The sequence below is a fragment of the Maritimimonas sp. 2304DJ26-3 genome (genome assembly GCF_056591635.1).
On the sequence record NZ_JBWQOK010000001.1, the window covers coordinates 42,982 to 59,847 of the forward strand.

Sequence of the window (16,866 nt, forward strand, 5' to 3'; positions counted from 1 at the left end):
TTTTCAATTATCTATTCTACAATGGCTTCTTGTACTAAACGCTGTACGATAGTACGAATATTTTGATCTACTAACTTCGTGTTTTGCGAAGAAGGATGAACCCTATTTGATAAAAACACATATATCAATTCTGTTTCTGGATCAGCCCAAGTATATGTACCTGTATACCCACTATGTCCAAAGCTTTTAGAAGACATGCAACCGCAAGTTGCCTTAATGTCTGGATCTAATTGAGGTTTATCAAAACCTAAACCCCTACGAACATCGTCAGCTTCAAAATGTCTTTTATTAAACGTATTTACTGTTTCTTTACTAAAATAGCGTTTGCCACCATAAAAGCCATCTTGAATATACATTTGCATCATTTTAGCAACATCGTTAGCATTAGCAAATAAACCTGCATTGCCATTAACACCATCTAACATTGCAGCTCCTTGGTCATGTACATAACCATGTAACAATTGTTTTCTAAATACATTATCGGCCTCTGTTGGAATTATCCTGCTTTTAGGGAATTTTTCTAAAGGCTTATAAGTTAAAGTCGTAGCACCTAATGGATGGTAAAATAATGATTCATTTAAAACATTTAGAGGTTGATCAAATTCCTTTTCAAAATAATCCTTAAATAGATAGAATATTAATCCGCTATACTTATAACCCGGCTTTTCCCGTAAAGGAGATTCAGCAATCATTTTGTAAATAGAGTCTTTAAAACTTGTCTTTAGAAATAAATTTTTAGCTATTCTTATATTGTACTTTCTAGATCTTCGGGTATGATAATACTCTTTAGAAGGCTTATTGGTAATACTATCGAATGTCTTAAGATAATACGGAATCCAAGCTTGAAACCCTCCATTATGAGATAATGCATTTCTAAGTAAAATGGTGTCTTTATCAGATTCTTTTAAAACTGGCATAATATCTCCTAACTCAGTATCTAGTGTGAACTTACCCTCTTCATAAGCTTTCATTATTGGTGGCAATCCTCCTAATATTTTTGTTAAGGATGCCAAATCATAAATATCTGTATTCTTTACTTTTTTAATACGTTTATATGTATGATTACCAAAACCTTTTCGATAGATCACCTTGCCCTTTCTAGCTACTAATAATTGCAGACCTGGAGTCATTCTTTCCTGCAAAATTACATTAGCCATTGAATCAACTTTCTGTAATCTCTCACTACTCATTCCAACATTTTCGGGTACATCGTATGCCAATCTATGCAAATCTGTTGAAGTCAAGCAATGTCCTGCTTTAAATTCACTATTAATTGTTACAGGTAATTTTCCCCTAGTTTGCATAGCACCAAATATCATTTGTACCGAAACATCTTGAGCTATTTTACTATTTTGATAAGATACTACAACACCTTCAATATTGGTAAATGTTCTTATATCCTGTAAACTGTATGGACTTGCAAATACATCAAGTATTACACGCTTATTTCTAGCGATTTCTTGTAACCAAACCAGTTCTTTGTTTTTAAATTTAAAATCTTTCCAAGGATTTGAATTTGATTTATGATAGCCAATAATTACTAAATTATACGGCTTCAATTTATCAATAACGGCATCTAAGGTTTTACCAGAAACCACATCAACATTAGTGTAATCTTTCAGCCTATTAACAAAAGTGCTAGAATCTGCATCTCCCAATTTTACATAGGCAATATTATTATGTACTAAATCTTTAATCGGAAAGATTGCATTCTCGTTTTTAATTAACGTAATTGAATTTTCAACCAATTGCTGATGTAACGCTTCATTTTTTACGGTATTAAGATCACTAGATAAATTCTCTTCTGGTATTACATTATAATTTCTTAAACCTGCCCAATACTTAGCTTTTAAGATTCGTTTTACTGAACGGTTTAGACGATCTTCGGGCAGCACAGAATCTAGAACCGCTTGCTTCATCTTAGCAATGGTACCTGATATATCATTTGGAATTAATAACATATCGTTACCGGCCTGAATCGCTGCTAAATTTATATCTGCTGAGGTAGAAAAGTCTGCTGCACCTTTCATATTTAAACCATCTGTTATAATCAATCCTTCAAAGCCCATTTTCTCTTGCAATAGTTTAGTAACAACATTATAAGATAATGATGAAGGTAAACTCTCATTTGGCTCTAAACTTGGTATACTTAAATGAGCTGTCATTACACTACCTAAGCCAACATCAAATAACTTTTTATAAGGATATAATTCTATAGAATCTAGACGTTGGGTGGTAAATGGTATAGTGGGTAATGTATGATGCGAATCAGCATCTGTATCTCCATGACCCGGAAAATGTTTACCACAAGCCAACACATTTACACTTTGCATCCCTTTAGTAAGAGCTATGGCTTTATTGGTTACATTAACTCTATCCTCACCAAAAGATCGATTACCAATAATTGGATTTTTAGGATTGATGTTAATGTCTACAACTGGTGCAAAATTTATATGAATCCCCAGGCGTTTGCAATGCTCACCTAATTGTTTACCAAATTCTTCAATCAATGTATCGTCTTCAATTGCGCCAAGTGTCATATTCCAAGGGAACTTATACGTATTTTTCAAACGCATATCTAAGCCCCATTCTCCATCAAAACCAATCAGTAGCGGTACTTTAGAAATACTTTGATAATGATTGTTTAAAGGCAACTGCTTTTCTGGTGTGCCTTGCATAAAAATCAAACCACCAATATGATACTTTTTAATAAAATTCTCTATTTCTACCTTATGCTTTAAATCTTTATTAGAGTATGCTTGTATCATAAACAATTGACCAATTTTTTCATCAATTGTCATTGATTTTAAAATACTATCTACCCATATTTGTTGGCCATAGCTATCCTTTTTAATTAAAGGGTCTACGTTTTGGGCATATAAGTAGGTTCCGAAAACTAAAAGAAAAATTAAGAGGGTGTTTCTTTTCATAGTCATGTAAAGTAGGATTAAACCTACTATTAATAGTATTTTTTAATTTAAAAATCGTGCATGCCAACTTTGGTCCGCTTCTATTTCCCAAGAATTTTCAAAATCTAATTTAGAAGTTACCATGTTATTAAACACTATTGTCTTACTTTTTATTTTATCTAGCTTGGCAAATTCCCTAAATTGTTTCATAGAAACAGTATTAATATTTGCACCATCCTTAAAGCTAACATTCATTTTATTCAAAAGATCGACATGAAAATCTTTTTGTAATTCTTGAATAATATGAACAGATGCATCTATAGAACAACCCGAGACATTATTAAAATTTTCATCAACTGCTAACACAATAAACTGATTGTATTTTATCTGATATGACGCTTTTAGATCATCTCCATGGCGTTTCCAGCGTTGAACAAACTCAACTAATTTGTCTGAAATCTGCTCAACTTCAACATCAGTAAAAGGTCTATCTGCTTGATACACCCACACTCTAGAACTATCAGGAAGGTCTCTAAAATCTACTAACATATTCTTACAATTATACTGATAAAATTTATTAATTTCTGTTAACGCAAATTGAATTTTTGCTGTAGAGCTTTCAATTTCTCTTTTTCTGTCATTGAATCGCTAGGTACAGACATATCTTCTTTAATTTTTCTCAGTACTTTTTTAGTATATAACGGAAAGTCTGCATTTTGTATCCACGAAAAATAACCTTTATCTTTTTCAAGCACATTTTTCACTTTTTGATTTCTGTATTTACCAAATGTAAAAACTTCTTCATCTTTATCATTGTATACTATAAACCCTGCAAAATCAGCTCGTTTTTTATGCGATGAAAATTCATTTAAGAAATTGATGTCATTTTCAAGATCATCGTAAGTATCTAATTGTGCTTTTAATATTTCGTAAGTAGCTATGGTATCCGCTTCGGCAGAATGCGCATTTTCTAATTCTTTATTACAGTAAAATTTATATGCAGCACTTAATGTGCGTTGCTCTTTTTTATGAAAAATGACTTGAACGTCTACGGCTACTCTATTTTTCATATCAAAATCTACTTCAGCACGTAACATTTCTTCCGCTAACAATGGTATATCAAATCTATTAGAATTGAATCCCGCAAGGTCACAACCTTCAATCATCTTACTAACTTCGTTTGCAAGTTCTTTAAAGGTTGGTTCAGTTACAACTTTTTCGTTTGTAATACCATGAATAACTGATGCTTCTTTTGGTATTTCAATTTCAGGATTCACTAACCAAGTTTTACCTTCTTTATTACCATTCGGGTGTACTTTTAATATTGATATTTCTACAATCCTATCTTTTGCAATATTCACGCCAGTGGTTTCAAGGTCAAAAAAGACAATCGGTTTTTTTAAGTTTAGCTCCATTTAAAAAAATTATTTCTCAAAGATACAATATGTCTTATGATATTTTTAACAATTAACATTTTTGATTTTTATTAACTTTAAGCTGTTAACCAAACCATTACAATATGAAATATTCTAACGAAATTGAGATTGATCTAGCCAGAAATAAAGTAATTGAGCTTTTTGATAATCCGGACAATATGCCTAAGTGGCAAAAAGGCTTTATAAGTTTTGAACATATGAGTGGTGAGGCGGGGAAAGAAGGCGCCAAATCTCGTTTAAAATACGATATGGGTAAAAAAGGTGGTAAAGTAGAAATGATAGAAACTATTATTAGTCGAAATTTACCTGATGAATTTCATGCTACTTATGAAGCGCCAGGTGTATTCAATCAAATAGAAAATCACTTTACAGAAGTTTCGCCAGATAAAACTAAATGGGTAAGTAACAATGTCTTTAAGTTTTCCTCTTTTAAAATGAAACTCTTTGGGTTTTTAATGCCTGGCGCATTTAAAAAACAATCTTATCAATTTATGAAAGATTTTAAGGCTTTTGCTGAAAGTGAATAAAATTAAACCCAAAATAACTGCTGCAAAACAACTAAACTTTAGTTTATTAGTACTAATATTTATAATTCTGTCATGTAAAAATCAATCGAATGAAAAAGATTTAATTAATTCCACTTTAAAAGTAAAGCTTGAAAATTTAGCTAATATAGGGAATTGGGAAGAGGCAATTCAAATTGTTAAAATTCAATTAAACCAACCTGATATAACTGAAAACGATAAAATTTTTTACAATTTAATTTTAGGAGAAAATTATAGGTTTTTAGAAAAATATAATCTCGCAGAAGATAGTTTTAAGAAAGTTATTACATACCCAAATTCTAATCAGTTCTCAGAATATTTAGGTAGAGCGTACTATGGTTTAGGTGATTTATATTATTTAAAATGGAGTTATTTCAAAGATGACAAAGCTCTTAATTATGCTCAGAAATTTTTAGATTCTTCTATGATATATGCCAAAAGAGGTAATCATTTACCCCTTATATCAAAGAATTTATACAGGATTGGTACAATTTTACAAATTAATGGAAATGAAAAAGAAAGTGATTTAAGTTTTAAAAAAGGACTCAATATATCGTTTTCTATTTCTGACACTGCCGGTATTATAAGAAATGATATTCATAAAGCTTATAATTTTGAAAAATCTGGAATTCTAGATTCTGCGCTATTTCATTACAACAGAGCTTATGAATTAGCTAATAAGCAAAATAGAAACTATTCTAAAGCACATTCATTATGTAATTTAGGAATCTATTATTTAGATAGAAACAACACTGATCTTGCTAAAGAATATTTTACTCAAGCCAAATATATATCAGAAGAATTAAATCATGGTATTATTCTGTGCAGAAGCTATTATGGGCTTGGTGAAGTGGAGTTCAAATTAGAAAATAAACAATCTGCCGTTGCATATGCCAAAAAAGGATTGTTTATTGCAGAGGTAAAAAACTATAAGAACTATCAACAGGCTTTTAAAAATCTATTAAAGCAAATCAACAACTAGAAGTAAGATAAAATAGTTTTTTTGTATCTGAAGAATTGATCTATTTTGAATTGGCACCTCCCCATTCAACTTCTTTTTAAGCTATTTTAGCTATCTTAGCTACAATGAGTTATCTTCTTTATGACTAACCTAAAAGCTAAAATACATCAACTATCAAAAGCTGACCTTCATAATCATTTGCATTTAGGAGTAGACATACAATACTTGTATCAAAAATATTCTAATACGCATTTAAGTATTCCTAGTAAATATGATGGCTTAGATGGTATGATAGATTTTATCTACAATCATGTAAACAAATTATTAGAGACTAGTGAGGATGCCGTTTATTTTATGGATAAATCGATTCAGTCAGCTATTAATGATAATGTAACTTATTTAGAAGCTAGTGTTGACATCAATCTAATTCGGTATTTTGAGAATTCTATTGAAAACCTGATAGAAGCAGTTTCAGATTTAAAAACTAAATATAAGCCTCTTATTGACTTTAGCCCGGATATAGGAATTAATAAGGAATTAGATCTTGAACAAGTTTATTCTGACGGATTAAAATGTATAAATAGCGGTGTATTTAATGGTATCGATTTATATGGCAGAGAACATACAAAGAAACTTGATGGTTTCATAGATATTTACAAACATGCTAAAAAACATAAACTAAAAACTAAAGTCCATATTGGTGAGTTCTCTAACCCTGAAACTATAGAAAAAGCGATAGATTTATTAGATCCAGATGAAATTCAACATGGTATTAAATCAGCTGATTCAGAAAATACTATGACTTTAATTAAAGAAAAAAACATTCAATTAAATATCTGCCCTCAAAGTAATATATCTTTAGGTTCAGTAAAGAATCTCTCCGAGCATCCTATTCGAAAGTTATATGATCAAGGAATTAAAATCACCATCAATTCTGATGATTTTTTATTATTTAATGCCTCAATAACAGATCAATGCAATGATCTTATTGAACACAAAATTTTCTCTTTCGAGGAAATAAAGAAAATACTAGAAAATAGTTTATATAATTAATTAAAAATCTTGATTTACGTCCCAAGCCTCTAAGGTTTCTTTTAACGACTTGATAAACATTCCACCAAGAGCTCCATTCACCACTCTGTGATCGTACGAATGCGACACAAACATTTTATGACGAATACCTATAAAATCACCTTCAGGTGTTTCAATTACGGCAGGCATTTTACGTATAGCACCTAAAGCTAAAATTGCTACTTGAGGTTGGTTTATAATTGGCGTGCCCATTACAGAACCAAAACTACCTACATTAGTTACTGTATATGTACCATCTTGAATTTCATCAGGCTTTAACTGATTAGCTCTAGCTCTATTTGCTAAGTCATTTACAGTTTTGGTCATACCGACCAAATTAAGCATATCGGCATTTTTTATTACCGGTACAATTAAATTACCATCTGGCAAAGCTGCTGCCATGCCCAAATTGATATTCTTCTTTTTAACTATGCTATCACCTTGTACAGAAATATTGATCAGAGGAAATTTCTTAATAGTAGAAGCCACAGCTTGCATTAAAATTGGTGTATACGTTAACTTTTCACCTTCTCTCTTTAGATAAGCATCTTTAACTTTAGCTCTCCACTTTACAATATTAGTAACATCTATCTCTATAAACGACTGAACGTGAGCAGATGTTTGTACAGAATCGACCATATGCTTCGAAATGAGTTTACCCATACGTGTCATTTCAATGATCTCGTCTTCACCGCTAACTGAAATCGGTGTAGATATAGCTTTGGATTGTTCTGTTTTAGCAGGTTTAGACGTTTCTATCTTAGCAACTGGTTGTACAGCACCATTTGTTCTATTTTCTATATACCCTAAGATATCATTCTTAGTTACTCTACCATCTTTACCAGTGCCAGAAAGCGCTTCCAACTCTTCAAAAGAAATTCCTTCTTTTTGAGCTATATTTTTTACCAATGGCGAATAGAATTTACCACTTGGTGAGTTTTTAATTTCTGATACAGCAGTTGTTAGAGTTTGCTCTACAGCTGCTACTGGTTCAACTATTTCTTCTTTAACAGCTTCAGCAACTGGAGCAGTTTCTGCTACTACTTCTGCAGGAGTATTAGCAGCATCAGTTTCTATTACAGCTAAAGTTTGCCCTACTTGTACAACATCGTCAACATTAAATAGCTTTTCTACCAAAACACCTTCAACTTCTGATGGAACCTCTGAGTCTACCTTATCGGTAGCAATCTCAACAATAGCTTCATCAAGTTCAATGGTATCACCTACTTCTTTTAACCAAGAAGTAATAGTTGCTTCTGCAACACTTTCGCCCATTTTTGGTAATTTCAGTTCAAACTTTGCCATTATTTGATATGTTTTTTATCAGCGCAAATTTAGTAAAATATAGCGTGTAAAAATTAAATATAACATACAATTAAATATTAAAATTATTGAATTATTAAAAATTCAACTTATTATTAAATTTTAACTAAAGAAAGTTAAACAAAAGCTTATTTTATTAGAAATATCTCAATAAAAAAGCCGTAGTCTCCTACGGCTCAGTCTAGCATCTGGTTAGTGCTAGCGGAATCCAAAAAATAACTTCGGATTTCTTTATACTTTCTATTTTAGTCAAACATCACTCCTTTCCAACCGTTTACTCCTCTTGTTCGAATTGCAGGCGCTATAATACCTTTACCAGGCTTCCAAACACAATACTTATCATCTTTAAAAAAGTAGATATTATTAGTTGTAGGGTGCACCAATACCGCATCTATATTAGAACGAAAGAAATTAGGCAGTGAGCGCCAACCACCTTTGCCAATTATTTTTATCTCTGGTTTAACACGTTTGAAAGTACGATTACGATCATCTAAATCATATACACAGTATTTATCTTTTTGAAAAAAGTAAATTTTATTATTTGGATGTATCAAGACTGCATCTATATCTTTCGTAAAAGCATATGGAAGCTTTTGAATTAACCGATGATCGTCATTAAGACTCTGAGGTGTACCTCCTTCTGAGCTAACATAGTGCCTTTCTTTTAGAAAATAACTTAAAGACCAGTTTTTGTACATAAAAGCAGCATTAATTCCTGTTTCAAAACTTTTTGGCATATTTGTAAATCCTGTAACACCTAAAGTTCTTAGAATTTTTTCATCGCTAGTTTTAACAACGCCTTTACCTGGTTTCCATTTAATATATTTGTTACCAGAGAAAAAGTATACATGACCATTCTTATGAGCAAAGGCAGCATCTATTTTTCCTGGTTTTGTTGCTCCTGTTCTACCTCCGTTATCTCCTATTGGTAAAGTCCCACAACTGACTAGAAATGTACATAGAACTGTTAAAAAAATTAGGTTAAAATCTTTTTTTACTACTTTGAATAATGTTTTCATAATTTTTTGGATTTTGTTTTTTATCGTTAATACTTTTACGCCTAGTTACCGCTAGCACGTTCAAGGGTAAATATGACATCTAGGCTAATACGAGATGGTTTTGAGTCACGACTAAATTTTATAGTATCAGAGTCAATAGAATTAATTTCAAAAGCTCTACTATATTTAATTAACTCATCATCAGCAGTATCAAAATCATAATCAAATAACTCAGCATAAATATTTAATTTAAGATCTTCTTTTAGCTGTTCTTCTGTTAAAATGAATACCTGCTCTGATTCATCATTATTAATAGTGTATGTTTCATCTTCTGCTATTGTCTCAAACGAATCTTGCTCTCTTTGCCACAACACTCTTTCATCTAAAACTGTATCTTCTAAAATTAACTGTACCCCTAAATTTCCATAAACTTCGAAAGTGTCATTCTCACCAAATTCTCTTGAAGCATTTCTAACCACAATAGAAGTAGCTTTTACTATAATTGATCCTTCTGGAGGCTGCTCTAAAATTTCATCGTCAGTACTACAAGAAATTAAAAGCGTACACAACAGGAGGTTAACTAAAAAAAGCAATGTTTTCATAGAATGCATCAAACAATGTTTATTAATTTCTTATATGTTCAACGGTAAATCGTACCAGCAATCTCATTTGACTGTTTGCATTTAGGTCAAACTGCATTAAAACTGGATTATCTGTATCTGATACCGATGTAAATGCACTTGCGCTATTCAGAACCGTTGAGCTTCCAATAAAGTCATCTGGATTTCCCTCGGGGTCTTTATCCTCCATATAGGCATAAATTTCAATTAATGCTCCTTCAAGAATTTCATCTTCGGCAAGTGAGATAACATATTCTGAGTCTTCTGAGTCTATCACTGTTTCTGCCAAACCTATAGGTATATAATTATTCGCATCTCGAGACCACAAAATATGTTCATCTCGTTCACCATTATCAGGAAAAATTACTTTAGCCCAGATTGTTCCATACACCTCTAAAATACCTCCTTCGGATGACGGCATTTGTGTTGCCTCAATTCCAACAACCTTAATCTTAAAAGATTCTTGATTGTCAGAATCTGATATACCATCGTCACTACTACATCCTATAATCAATAAGGGCAGGATTAAAATGATCGTTGTGAACCAAATTTTTCTCATAACATCTTTTTTTACATTCTTCTTTTCGAATTAACCTATACGTCTAATAGAAAATCGAACCCTCACCTCTACTCCACTAAGTTCTTTAAGTGAAACGTTAAATTCGAGTGGATTACCAATATCGAGTAGTTTATCCATATTGAATACCCGATGCGATACTACTTCATACCCTAAAAAATCATCGCTTCCATCTGAGTTTTCATCGTATATTGATGTAAAAATTTGTAAGGTTGCATTAAGTGCTTGTTCTTCGGTTAGCGTAAACGTATGCTCAGAATCCTCAGTGTTTATTAAGTATTCTTGCGTGCCAATTGATTCATAAGAATCACTACCTCTTTCCCATAAAACATGCTCATCTATAACATCTTCATAACTCAAGGTAGTACTCATTTCTCCATAAAGCTCTAAAGCATCTCCTTCTGATGCCGGAAAACTATTCGCTGTAATCGAAATTGCCGTTATTTTATACGACACTGTACTTGCCTCTACAGTATTGTCATCACTACTGCACCCAAGTGTCAACGATAATACTACTAAAACTAGGGTTGTAACTTTTAGTGTTTTCATCATGTATTTTTCTGGATTCTTTATTTAAACTATTATAGGATTCGTTCGATTTTAAATCGTACTACTAGTACATTAGTACGATCTTTTACAAAAGGATTTACTTCTACTAAATTCTCCTCATCATTAAAAGATCTTTTTAAGCTAATTGGTCCACGGTATTCTCCTATAAAGTCATCGTTACCGTCAGGATCATGATCATACATAGAAAAACCAATTTCTAGCAATGCTTCCTTTGATTGTATTTCATCTTCAGTTAACCTAAATAAAAGGTCATTCTCTTCTGAATTAATCAAAACGTCTTCTCTTCTACCCACCTCAACAAAAGAGTCTCGGTCTCTTTGCCATAAAATCCGTTCTTCTTTAATGGAACCATCATTAAAAATTATTTTTGCACTAATGGTTCCATACACTTCTAATTTTTCACCCTCTGTGTCTGCTATATTATAACCGTAGAAGGCATAAGGTTTGACAATAAAAGATTCAGTTTTCAATTCTGGTGAACTCTCATCGCTACTACAACTCAGAATGAAACAGAATAATGTTAAAACAAGGGTTGTAATTTTTAGTGTTTTCATGCCTGTTATCCAATAATTACTTAGTTATTATCCTCTATTTTGTAGAAAGTGATCACCACTAAAAGCTTGTTACCATTGTTGGCTAAACGAATAAATTTAAGATCATTGTTCGGGTTACCATCATCAGCTATTGCTAGTAGTTCAGCGACAGGTACATTTATACTTTCAGTACCTAAGTAGTCACTAGAGTTGCCAGGATCTTTATCCAATAAATTAGCCTCCAACTCTATTTCAGCTCCATTTTTAATTTCGTCTGTGGTAAGCGTAAATATTTGACGTCTACTTTCATCATATATATCTGTACGTTCTGTATTAACCGATATCCAGTTATCTTCACCTCTTTCCCACAACAATCGATTATCAGTGTCTTCACCTGACGTTAGTTTCGCTCTAATGGTACCATAAATTTCTAGCGCGCCTTGTTCATGTTCTGGAAACTCTTCAGCTATTAGAGTCCAGGCACGTATTTCGATTGATTCATACTTAACAGGCTCTTCAGACATATCGTCTACCGTACATGAAAATAGAAGTGCTACAATTACTATTTTTAAAAAGAAATATGTTGTTTTCATAATTTTTGATTTTTTTAGATTCTTCATTTTAACTTATCTTATATGTTCAACAGAAAACTTCACACGCACATCAACACCATTAAACTCTACGAGTCTAAAATCAAACAGCACTGGGTTGTTTTCATCTGAAACTTCTGCAAAAAGTCGTGCAAATTGACTTCTTAATTCATTGCCCAAATAATCGTCGTTACCATCCGGATCTCTATCATACATTTGCGTATAAAAACCGAATGATCCATTTTGAAACTGTTCTTCAGTTAGGGTAAAAGTATACTCTGAACCTTCTGAATTAATCAAAACATCTTTTCTTCTACCCGCCTCAACAAAAGAGTCTCGGTTTCTTTGCCATAAAATATGTTCTTCAGTAACATCATCATATGCTAAATGGGTACTAATTCGACCATACAATTCTAAGGCATCTCCTTCGGTTGAGGGAAAGTCAGTTGCCGTAATCGAAACTGCTTTTATCTTAAAAGATTCTGTTCTAGACGTGCTGTCGTCACTACTGCACCCAACAATCAAAAAGAATAGTAATAAAATGATTGTTGTAGACTTTAATGTTTTCATAATAGTTTGTTTTTTGGATTCAACAGTACAAACCTATTATGAAACGCGCCCTAGACCTAATTTTGACACTAGACAAAGTATAGACAACATACAAAAATGTTAAATAGACAGGTGTAAAAATTACATCTTATCAATAATCATATATACCTGATTATCAACTTTTTATATATGCAAATAAATAATATGTCCGACAAAAACAATAGACATTTTAAATCTATGGGTATTTTGAACCCTAGCATTTAACGTATTTTGGATTAATTATTAAGTATCTTAGTTGATAGAAAATCAACATACTATGAAAACACCTTTTTACTTTTTAACCATATTTACATTTATCTTTAATTTTGGATTTTCTCAAAATCAACAAAAAGTAGATAGTCTGATCGGGTTATTGAATGTTGAAAAAGACACTATTGAAAAGGTCAAAATTTATGAACAATTACATTCTACGCTCGTATATAATCGACCAGTTGTAGCATTAAAGTACTCGAAAAAAGCTTTAGAACTGGCAACTTTGTCAAAAAATGAACTAGGGAAACTAGTCGCCAATTATAATGTTGGTGTTGCCTATCTAATGTTGAGTAAATTAGATTCTGCGAAGTATCATTATATGGCGTCAGGCAAAATCGCCGAATTGTTGAATGAGAAAAAAAGGCAGGCAAATGTGCTCTCTGCCCTGGCCAACTTACAGGGGCTTGACGGCGATTTCAAAGGTGCAATTGCCTCCTATGAAGCATCTAACAAAATATTCAAAGAAACCAATAGCTATCTACTACTAGGTATAGGTTTAGGCGACATTGCGAGGACGTATATGAGCATGGGCTACTACAAAATTGCTCAGCAAAAAAGTATTGATGCTTTGAAAGTATTAGATACAATTAGCAAAGAGCCTTATAGAAAAGCTGATATTATGAATCAGATAGGGAGAATTCAATACAACTTAGAGAATTATGATGAATCCATTAAGTATACAAAAAGTGCATTAAAGGTTTACAAGGATACAGACGACAACGTTTATGCTGCAAGTGCGCTAGTGGATATAGGTTCTGCTTATATGGAGATGAGCGAATTTGATAAAGCAATTAAAAATTACGAAGAAGCACTTCAGTTGGCAATAACCTTTGAATTGAAGTCCACGGAAGGAAATGTTTATTCAAATTTAGGTAAGGTTTATCGCAAAAATAAAGAGTATGACAAAGCGCTAGGATTATTTACAAAAGCAATTCCATTTCAAAAGAATAATAATTTCATTAATAACCATATTGAAATACTTAAAGAGCTTGGCAATTTATATTTAGATAAAAATGACCCCAAAAAGTCACTGTCTTATTTTAACGAAGCTATTAAAATTGCTGATTCTACAGGTTCAAATGATTACCTTATGACAACATATTTGTTGCGGTCTCAAGCTTATGATAAAATAGGAAACCTAAGAAATGCTCTCAATGATCGAAAAAATCATCAAAAATATAAAGACAGTATTCTAAACATAAATAAATTAAAACAAATTGAGGAGCTCAAAGTAGTTTATGAGACCGAAAAAAAAGAAGCAGCTTTAGCTTTACAAGAAGAAGAAATAAAAACTTTAAATGCTGAAGCCGAAAATGATAAACTAACCAAAACACTCTATGGAGGAGGGACCGTGGCAGGCATTGCACTTTCAGGATTGTTATTTTTTGGATTTCGGCAGCGTATGAAGAAGAACAAAATAGAACGCGAAAAACAAGAAGAAATCTATAAACAACAAATCGCCTTTAAACAAAAAGAATTGGCAAGTCAAACGCTTCATTTGGTTCAGAAAAATACATTTCTACAAGAATTAAAAGACAATCTCGAAAAATTAAAAAACTCACCTGACAAGTTTAAAATGGAGTTTAGAAGAATTGTGATGCTTCTTAAAAAAGAAAGCGCCACCGATAAAGATTGGGAAGTATTTAAATCATATTTTTCTGAGGTGCATGATAACTTTGACAACAAGTTGAAAGCTATTAATGATACCATAACTGAAAAAGATTTGCGCTTGGCATCCTTTATTAAGATGAATTTATCTACTAAAGAAATCGCCGCCCTATTAAATGTGTTACCAGAGAGTGTTTTAACCTCGAAATATCGATTAAAGAAAAAACTAGGTATCGACAAAGAGACCGATGTCTATAATTTCTTGATGAAGGTTTAGTTTACCCAATTTTTTGGATTTTTAAGAACCTCTAAGAGTTTTGCCTCTTCACTTCCTTCCTCAGGGTGGTGATCATAAACCCATTGCACATGTGGAGGTAAACTCATTAAGATGCTTTCGATTCGACCGTTAGTTTTTAGGCCAAATAAAGTACCTTTATCGTGTACCAGATTGAACTCAACATAACGACCACGTCGTATTTCTTGCCAGTCTCTATGCTTTTGTAAATACTCTATATCTTTTCTTCGATCAACAATCGGAACGTACGCTTCTAAAAAACTGTCGCCAACCTCAGTTACAAAATCATACCAGTTCTGCATTGTCATTTCGTCCGTTTTTTTACAATAATCAAAAAATAAGCCGCCGATACCTCTTGCCTCTCCTCTATGTGAATTGTGAAAATATTCATCACATTTCTTTTTATAGTCAGTATAAAAAATTGGACTGTGATTATCACAAGCTGTTTTACATACTTGATGAAAATGCTTGGCATCTTCTTCAAACAAATAATACGGTGTTAGATCTTGCCCTCCACCGAACCAGCTGTCCACAATTTCACCTTCTCTATTATACATTTCGAAATAGCGCCAATTAGCATGCACAGTTGGTACAAATGGATTTTTAGGGTGTAATACTAAACTCAATCCACATGCAAAAAAGTCAACATCACCTACTTTAAAATAGGCCTGCATTGCTTTTGGTAGCGGACCATGTACTGCAGAAATATTTACGCCTCCTTTTTCGAATACATTCCCGTTTTCTATAACACGTGTTCTACCCCCTCCTCCTTCGAGTCGTTTCCATATATCTTGTTGAAACTTCGCTTTCTCGTCTACCTCTTCTAGCTTAGATGTTATTGTATCTTGTAACTGTTGTATGTAATTGTAAAATGTATCTTTCATCTTTAACTTTTAAAACGCAAAAATCTTAAACTTTAACGTTATTAATTATGATAATTATCATGACTTTTTACAAGTTCATATAGCTCCATATCTATTGGTTGCTCGCCAGTTGGAGTAAAACTTTTCAGCAACGTTTTCTTCCAACCAAAGCCATTATTGTCTGCAACCTTTACACTACTTATATTATCTTTATGTACAATAATTTGTAATACTTCTAAATCTAAATTACTAAAAGCATAATCAGAAAGTGCTTTAACTGCTTTACTAACTATTTTTTTGTTTTTATATTGATAATCAATACAATAAGCAAACTCTCCTTGCTTTTTTTGCCAATCTAATTCTTTTATATATGCCAAACCAATTACTGTATTAGATTCTTCTTCTTTAATAGTGAATAAAAATTCCTCTTTGTTATTAAACTGAGTTACTTTTTTTTGAACAAATATTTTAGATAAAGTTGGAGTTAAATTTTGCTCAAGAGTTTTCGGAAAATAACGTTTAAACCTGTCTTCATTAGCAACCATAAGATTACATAAACCCCATGCATCTTTTAAAGAAATGATTTCTATTATATACTTATCTGATAATGGTATCATCCTTCTTTTACAAAAACTAAGTTCGTTGGGTATAATTTCGCATCCTTTACATTTTTTATCTCCTTAGCGCTTTTCATTTTTTCTTTTATTATATCTGACATTTCCTCAACGGAAGTGAACGAAGAGGCAATAAATAAATTTCTACCTATTTTATTATTATGCAAATCCATACATTCATCTAAAGGAGCGTTTGGAGACAGTTGTTCATGCTTATCTGTAATCAATTTGGTCCAAGCTAAAACTCTACGCGTATTCTTACTCCACTTTTTACATTCAAAGCTTATCAAACTATTCCAGAGCGCATGTCTATACGCATTAGCTTTTCCTTTCTTGCCATGTTCTTTAGGGAATTCTTTTTTAGCCCATGAATAACTTAGAGACGTGGCTTTTAAAGTAGGATACACGTACAAAGGATATTTGATACTCAATACTAAAAGCTGCCAAAACTGGCCATATCTGAATCTCTTTATGATCGTCCAAATAGTCATT

18 protein-coding genes are annotated in these 16,866 nt (G+C 32.2%); 4 read left to right on the top strand and 14 right to left on the bottom strand.

Annotation, left to right across the window (positions count from 1 at the left end):
* Positions 1-11: 11 nt before the first annotated feature.
* The 3 genes from AC1EUV_RS00190 to AC1EUV_RS00200 are packed head-to-tail and all read right to left on the bottom strand — an operon-like array spanning position 12 to position 4,324.
* The gene (locus AC1EUV_RS00190; RefSeq protein WP_480196635.1) at positions 12-2,930 is read right to left on the bottom strand and encodes a serine hydrolase domain-containing protein; all 2,919 of its coding nucleotides are present in this window, start codon (positions 2,928-2,930) and stop codon (positions 12-14) included.
* Between the two features lie 42 nt (positions 2,931-2,972).
* Positions 2,973-3,458, bottom strand: a complete 486-nt coding sequence (locus tag AC1EUV_RS00195) for an ABC transporter ATPase (RefSeq protein ID WP_480196636.1) — start codon at positions 3,456-3,458, stop codon at positions 2,973-2,975.
* A 38-nt stretch (positions 3,459-3,496) separates the two neighbouring features.
* A complete protein-coding gene (locus AC1EUV_RS00200) occupies positions 3,497-4,324 on the bottom strand; it encodes an exonuclease domain-containing protein (protein ID WP_480196637.1) in 828 nt (275 codons plus the stop codon).
* 104 nt (positions 4,325-4,428) lie between these two features.
* On the opposite strand from AC1EUV_RS00200, the gene AC1EUV_RS00205 reads away from it, so the two are divergent.
* From AC1EUV_RS00205 to AC1EUV_RS00215, 3 genes are all read left to right on the top strand, one after another.
* Positions 4,429-4,872, top strand: coding sequence for an SRPBCC family protein (locus tag AC1EUV_RS00205; RefSeq protein WP_480196638.1), 444 nt, complete (start codon positions 4,429-4,431; stop codon positions 4,870-4,872).
* On the top strand, positions 4,865-5,872 hold the full coding sequence (locus tag AC1EUV_RS00210; RefSeq protein WP_480196639.1) for a tetratricopeptide repeat protein: 1,008 nt from the start codon (positions 4,865-4,867) through the stop codon (positions 5,870-5,872). Before AC1EUV_RS00205 ends, AC1EUV_RS00210 begins: the two co-directional genes overlap by 8 nt.
* Before the next feature lie 120 nt (positions 5,873-5,992).
* Positions 5,993-6,904 (top strand): amidohydrolase family protein, encoded by a 912-nt coding sequence (locus AC1EUV_RS00215; RefSeq protein WP_480196640.1) that lies wholly within the window; start codon positions 5,993-5,995, stop codon positions 6,902-6,904.
* On the opposite strand, the gene AC1EUV_RS00220 is transcribed toward AC1EUV_RS00215, so the two are convergent.
* The 8 genes from AC1EUV_RS00220 to AC1EUV_RS00255 form a co-directional block, all read right to left on the bottom strand.
* Positions 6,905-8,227, bottom strand: a complete 1,323-nt coding sequence (locus AC1EUV_RS00220) for a dihydrolipoamide acetyltransferase family protein (RefSeq protein WP_480196641.1) — start codon at positions 8,225-8,227, stop codon at positions 6,905-6,907.
* Between the two features lie 263 nt (positions 8,228-8,490).
* Positions 8,491-9,264 (bottom strand): hemopexin repeat-containing protein, encoded by a 774-nt coding sequence (locus AC1EUV_RS00225; protein ID WP_480196642.1) that lies wholly within the window; start codon positions 9,262-9,264, stop codon positions 8,491-8,493.
* 41 nt (positions 9,265-9,305) lie between these two features.
* Positions 9,306-9,845, bottom strand: coding sequence for a hypothetical protein (locus tag AC1EUV_RS00230; protein ID WP_480196643.1), 540 nt, complete (start codon positions 9,843-9,845; stop codon positions 9,306-9,308).
* Positions 9,846-9,867: 22 nt separating this feature from the next.
* On the bottom strand, positions 9,868-10,422 hold the full coding sequence (locus AC1EUV_RS00235) for a hypothetical protein (RefSeq protein WP_480196644.1): 555 nt from the start codon (positions 10,420-10,422) through the stop codon (positions 9,868-9,870).
* A 30-nt stretch (positions 10,423-10,452) separates the two neighbouring features.
* Positions 10,453-10,989, bottom strand: a complete 537-nt coding sequence (locus AC1EUV_RS00240) for a hypothetical protein (RefSeq protein ID WP_480196645.1) — start codon at positions 10,987-10,989, stop codon at positions 10,453-10,455.
* Between the two features lie 32 nt (positions 10,990-11,021).
* On the bottom strand, positions 11,022-11,564 hold the full coding sequence (locus AC1EUV_RS00245) for a hypothetical protein (protein ID WP_480196646.1): 543 nt from the start codon (positions 11,562-11,564) through the stop codon (positions 11,022-11,024).
* A gap of 20 nt (positions 11,565-11,584) precedes the next feature.
* Positions 11,585-12,136 (bottom strand): hypothetical protein, encoded by a 552-nt coding sequence (locus AC1EUV_RS00250; RefSeq protein ID WP_480196647.1) that lies wholly within the window; start codon positions 12,134-12,136, stop codon positions 11,585-11,587.
* 33 nt (positions 12,137-12,169) lie between these two features.
* A complete protein-coding gene (locus AC1EUV_RS00255; RefSeq protein WP_480196648.1) occupies positions 12,170-12,703 on the bottom strand; it encodes a hypothetical protein in 534 nt (177 codons plus the stop codon).
* 295 nt (positions 12,704-12,998) lie between these two features.
* On the opposite strand from AC1EUV_RS00255, the gene AC1EUV_RS00260 reads away from it, so the two are divergent.
* Positions 12,999-14,879, top strand: coding sequence for a tetratricopeptide repeat protein (locus AC1EUV_RS00260; RefSeq protein WP_480196649.1), 1,881 nt, complete (start codon positions 12,999-13,001; stop codon positions 14,877-14,879).
* Here AC1EUV_RS00260 and hemF read toward each other — a convergent pair.
* Genes hemF through AC1EUV_RS00275 form a run of 3 tightly spaced genes read right to left on the bottom strand, consistent with a single transcriptional unit; the run spans position 14,876 to position 16,865 of the window.
* Positions 14,876-15,781, bottom strand: coding sequence for an oxygen-dependent coproporphyrinogen oxidase (gene hemF / locus AC1EUV_RS00265; RefSeq protein ID WP_480196650.1), 906 nt, complete (start codon positions 15,779-15,781; stop codon positions 14,876-14,878). The two genes, AC1EUV_RS00260 and hemF, sit on opposite strands and share 4 nt — an antisense overlap.
* 41 nt (positions 15,782-15,822) lie before the next feature.
* Complete coding sequence (locus AC1EUV_RS00270; protein WP_480196651.1) at positions 15,823-16,377, bottom strand: GNAT family N-acetyltransferase; 555 nt, start codon at positions 16,375-16,377, stop codon at positions 15,823-15,825.
* Positions 16,374-16,865 carry a DUF6973 domain-containing protein gene (locus AC1EUV_RS00275; protein WP_480196652.1) on the bottom strand — a complete coding sequence of 164 codons (492 nt, stop codon included), beginning with the start codon at positions 16,863-16,865 and terminating at the stop codon, positions 16,374-16,376. Before AC1EUV_RS00275 ends, AC1EUV_RS00270 begins: the two co-directional genes overlap by 4 nt.
* Position 16,866 lies beyond the last annotated feature (1 nt).

Coding starts and splice junctions, on each gene's coding strand:
- AC1EUV_RS00255 (WP_480196648.1), bottom strand. CDS start 12,703: ATGAAAACATTAAAGTCTACAACAATCATTTTATTACTATTCTTTTTG.
- AC1EUV_RS00195 (WP_480196636.1), bottom strand. CDS start 3,458: ATGTTAGTAGATTTTAGAGACCTTCCTGATAGTTCTAGAGTGTGGGTG.
- AC1EUV_RS00240 (WP_480196645.1), bottom strand. CDS start 10,989: ATGAAAACACTAAAAGTTACAACCCTAGTTTTAGTAGTATTATCGTTG.
- hemF (WP_480196650.1), bottom strand. CDS start 15,781: ATGAAAGATACATTTTACAATTACATACAACAGTTACAAGATACAATA.
- AC1EUV_RS00230 (WP_480196643.1), bottom strand. CDS start 9,845: ATGAAAACATTGCTTTTTTTAGTTAACCTCCTGTTGTGTACGCTTTTA.
- AC1EUV_RS00260 (WP_480196649.1), top strand. CDS start 12,999: ATGAAAACACCTTTTTACTTTTTAACCATATTTACATTTATCTTTAAT.
- AC1EUV_RS00205 (WP_480196638.1), top strand. CDS start 4,429: ATGAAATATTCTAACGAAATTGAGATTGATCTAGCCAGAAATAAAGTA.
- AC1EUV_RS00220 (WP_480196641.1), bottom strand. CDS start 8,227: ATGGCAAAGTTTGAACTGAAATTACCAAAAATGGGCGAAAGTGTTGCA.
- AC1EUV_RS00235 (WP_480196644.1), bottom strand. CDS start 10,422: ATGAGAAAAATTTGGTTCACAACGATCATTTTAATCCTGCCCTTATTG.
- AC1EUV_RS00225 (WP_480196642.1), bottom strand. CDS start 9,264: ATGAAAACATTATTCAAAGTAGTAAAAAAAGATTTTAACCTAATTTTT.
- AC1EUV_RS00245 (WP_480196646.1), bottom strand. CDS start 11,564: ATGAAAACACTAAAAATTACAACCCTTGTTTTAACATTATTCTGTTTC.
- AC1EUV_RS00200 (WP_480196637.1), bottom strand. CDS start 4,324: ATGGAGCTAAACTTAAAAAAACCGATTGTCTTTTTTGACCTTGAAACC.
- AC1EUV_RS00270 (WP_480196651.1), bottom strand. CDS start 16,377: ATGATACCATTATCAGATAAGTATATAATAGAAATCATTTCTTTAAAA.
- AC1EUV_RS00215 (WP_480196640.1), top strand. CDS start 5,993: ATGACTAACCTAAAAGCTAAAATACATCAACTATCAAAAGCTGACCTT.
- AC1EUV_RS00190 (WP_480196635.1), bottom strand. CDS start 2,930: ATGAAAAGAAACACCCTCTTAATTTTTCTTTTAGTTTTCGGAACCTAC.
- AC1EUV_RS00250 (WP_480196647.1), bottom strand. CDS start 12,136: ATGAAAACAACATATTTCTTTTTAAAAATAGTAATTGTAGCACTTCTA.
- AC1EUV_RS00275 (WP_480196652.1), bottom strand. CDS start 16,865: ATGACTATTTGGACGATCATAAAGAGATTCAGATATGGCCAGTTTTGG.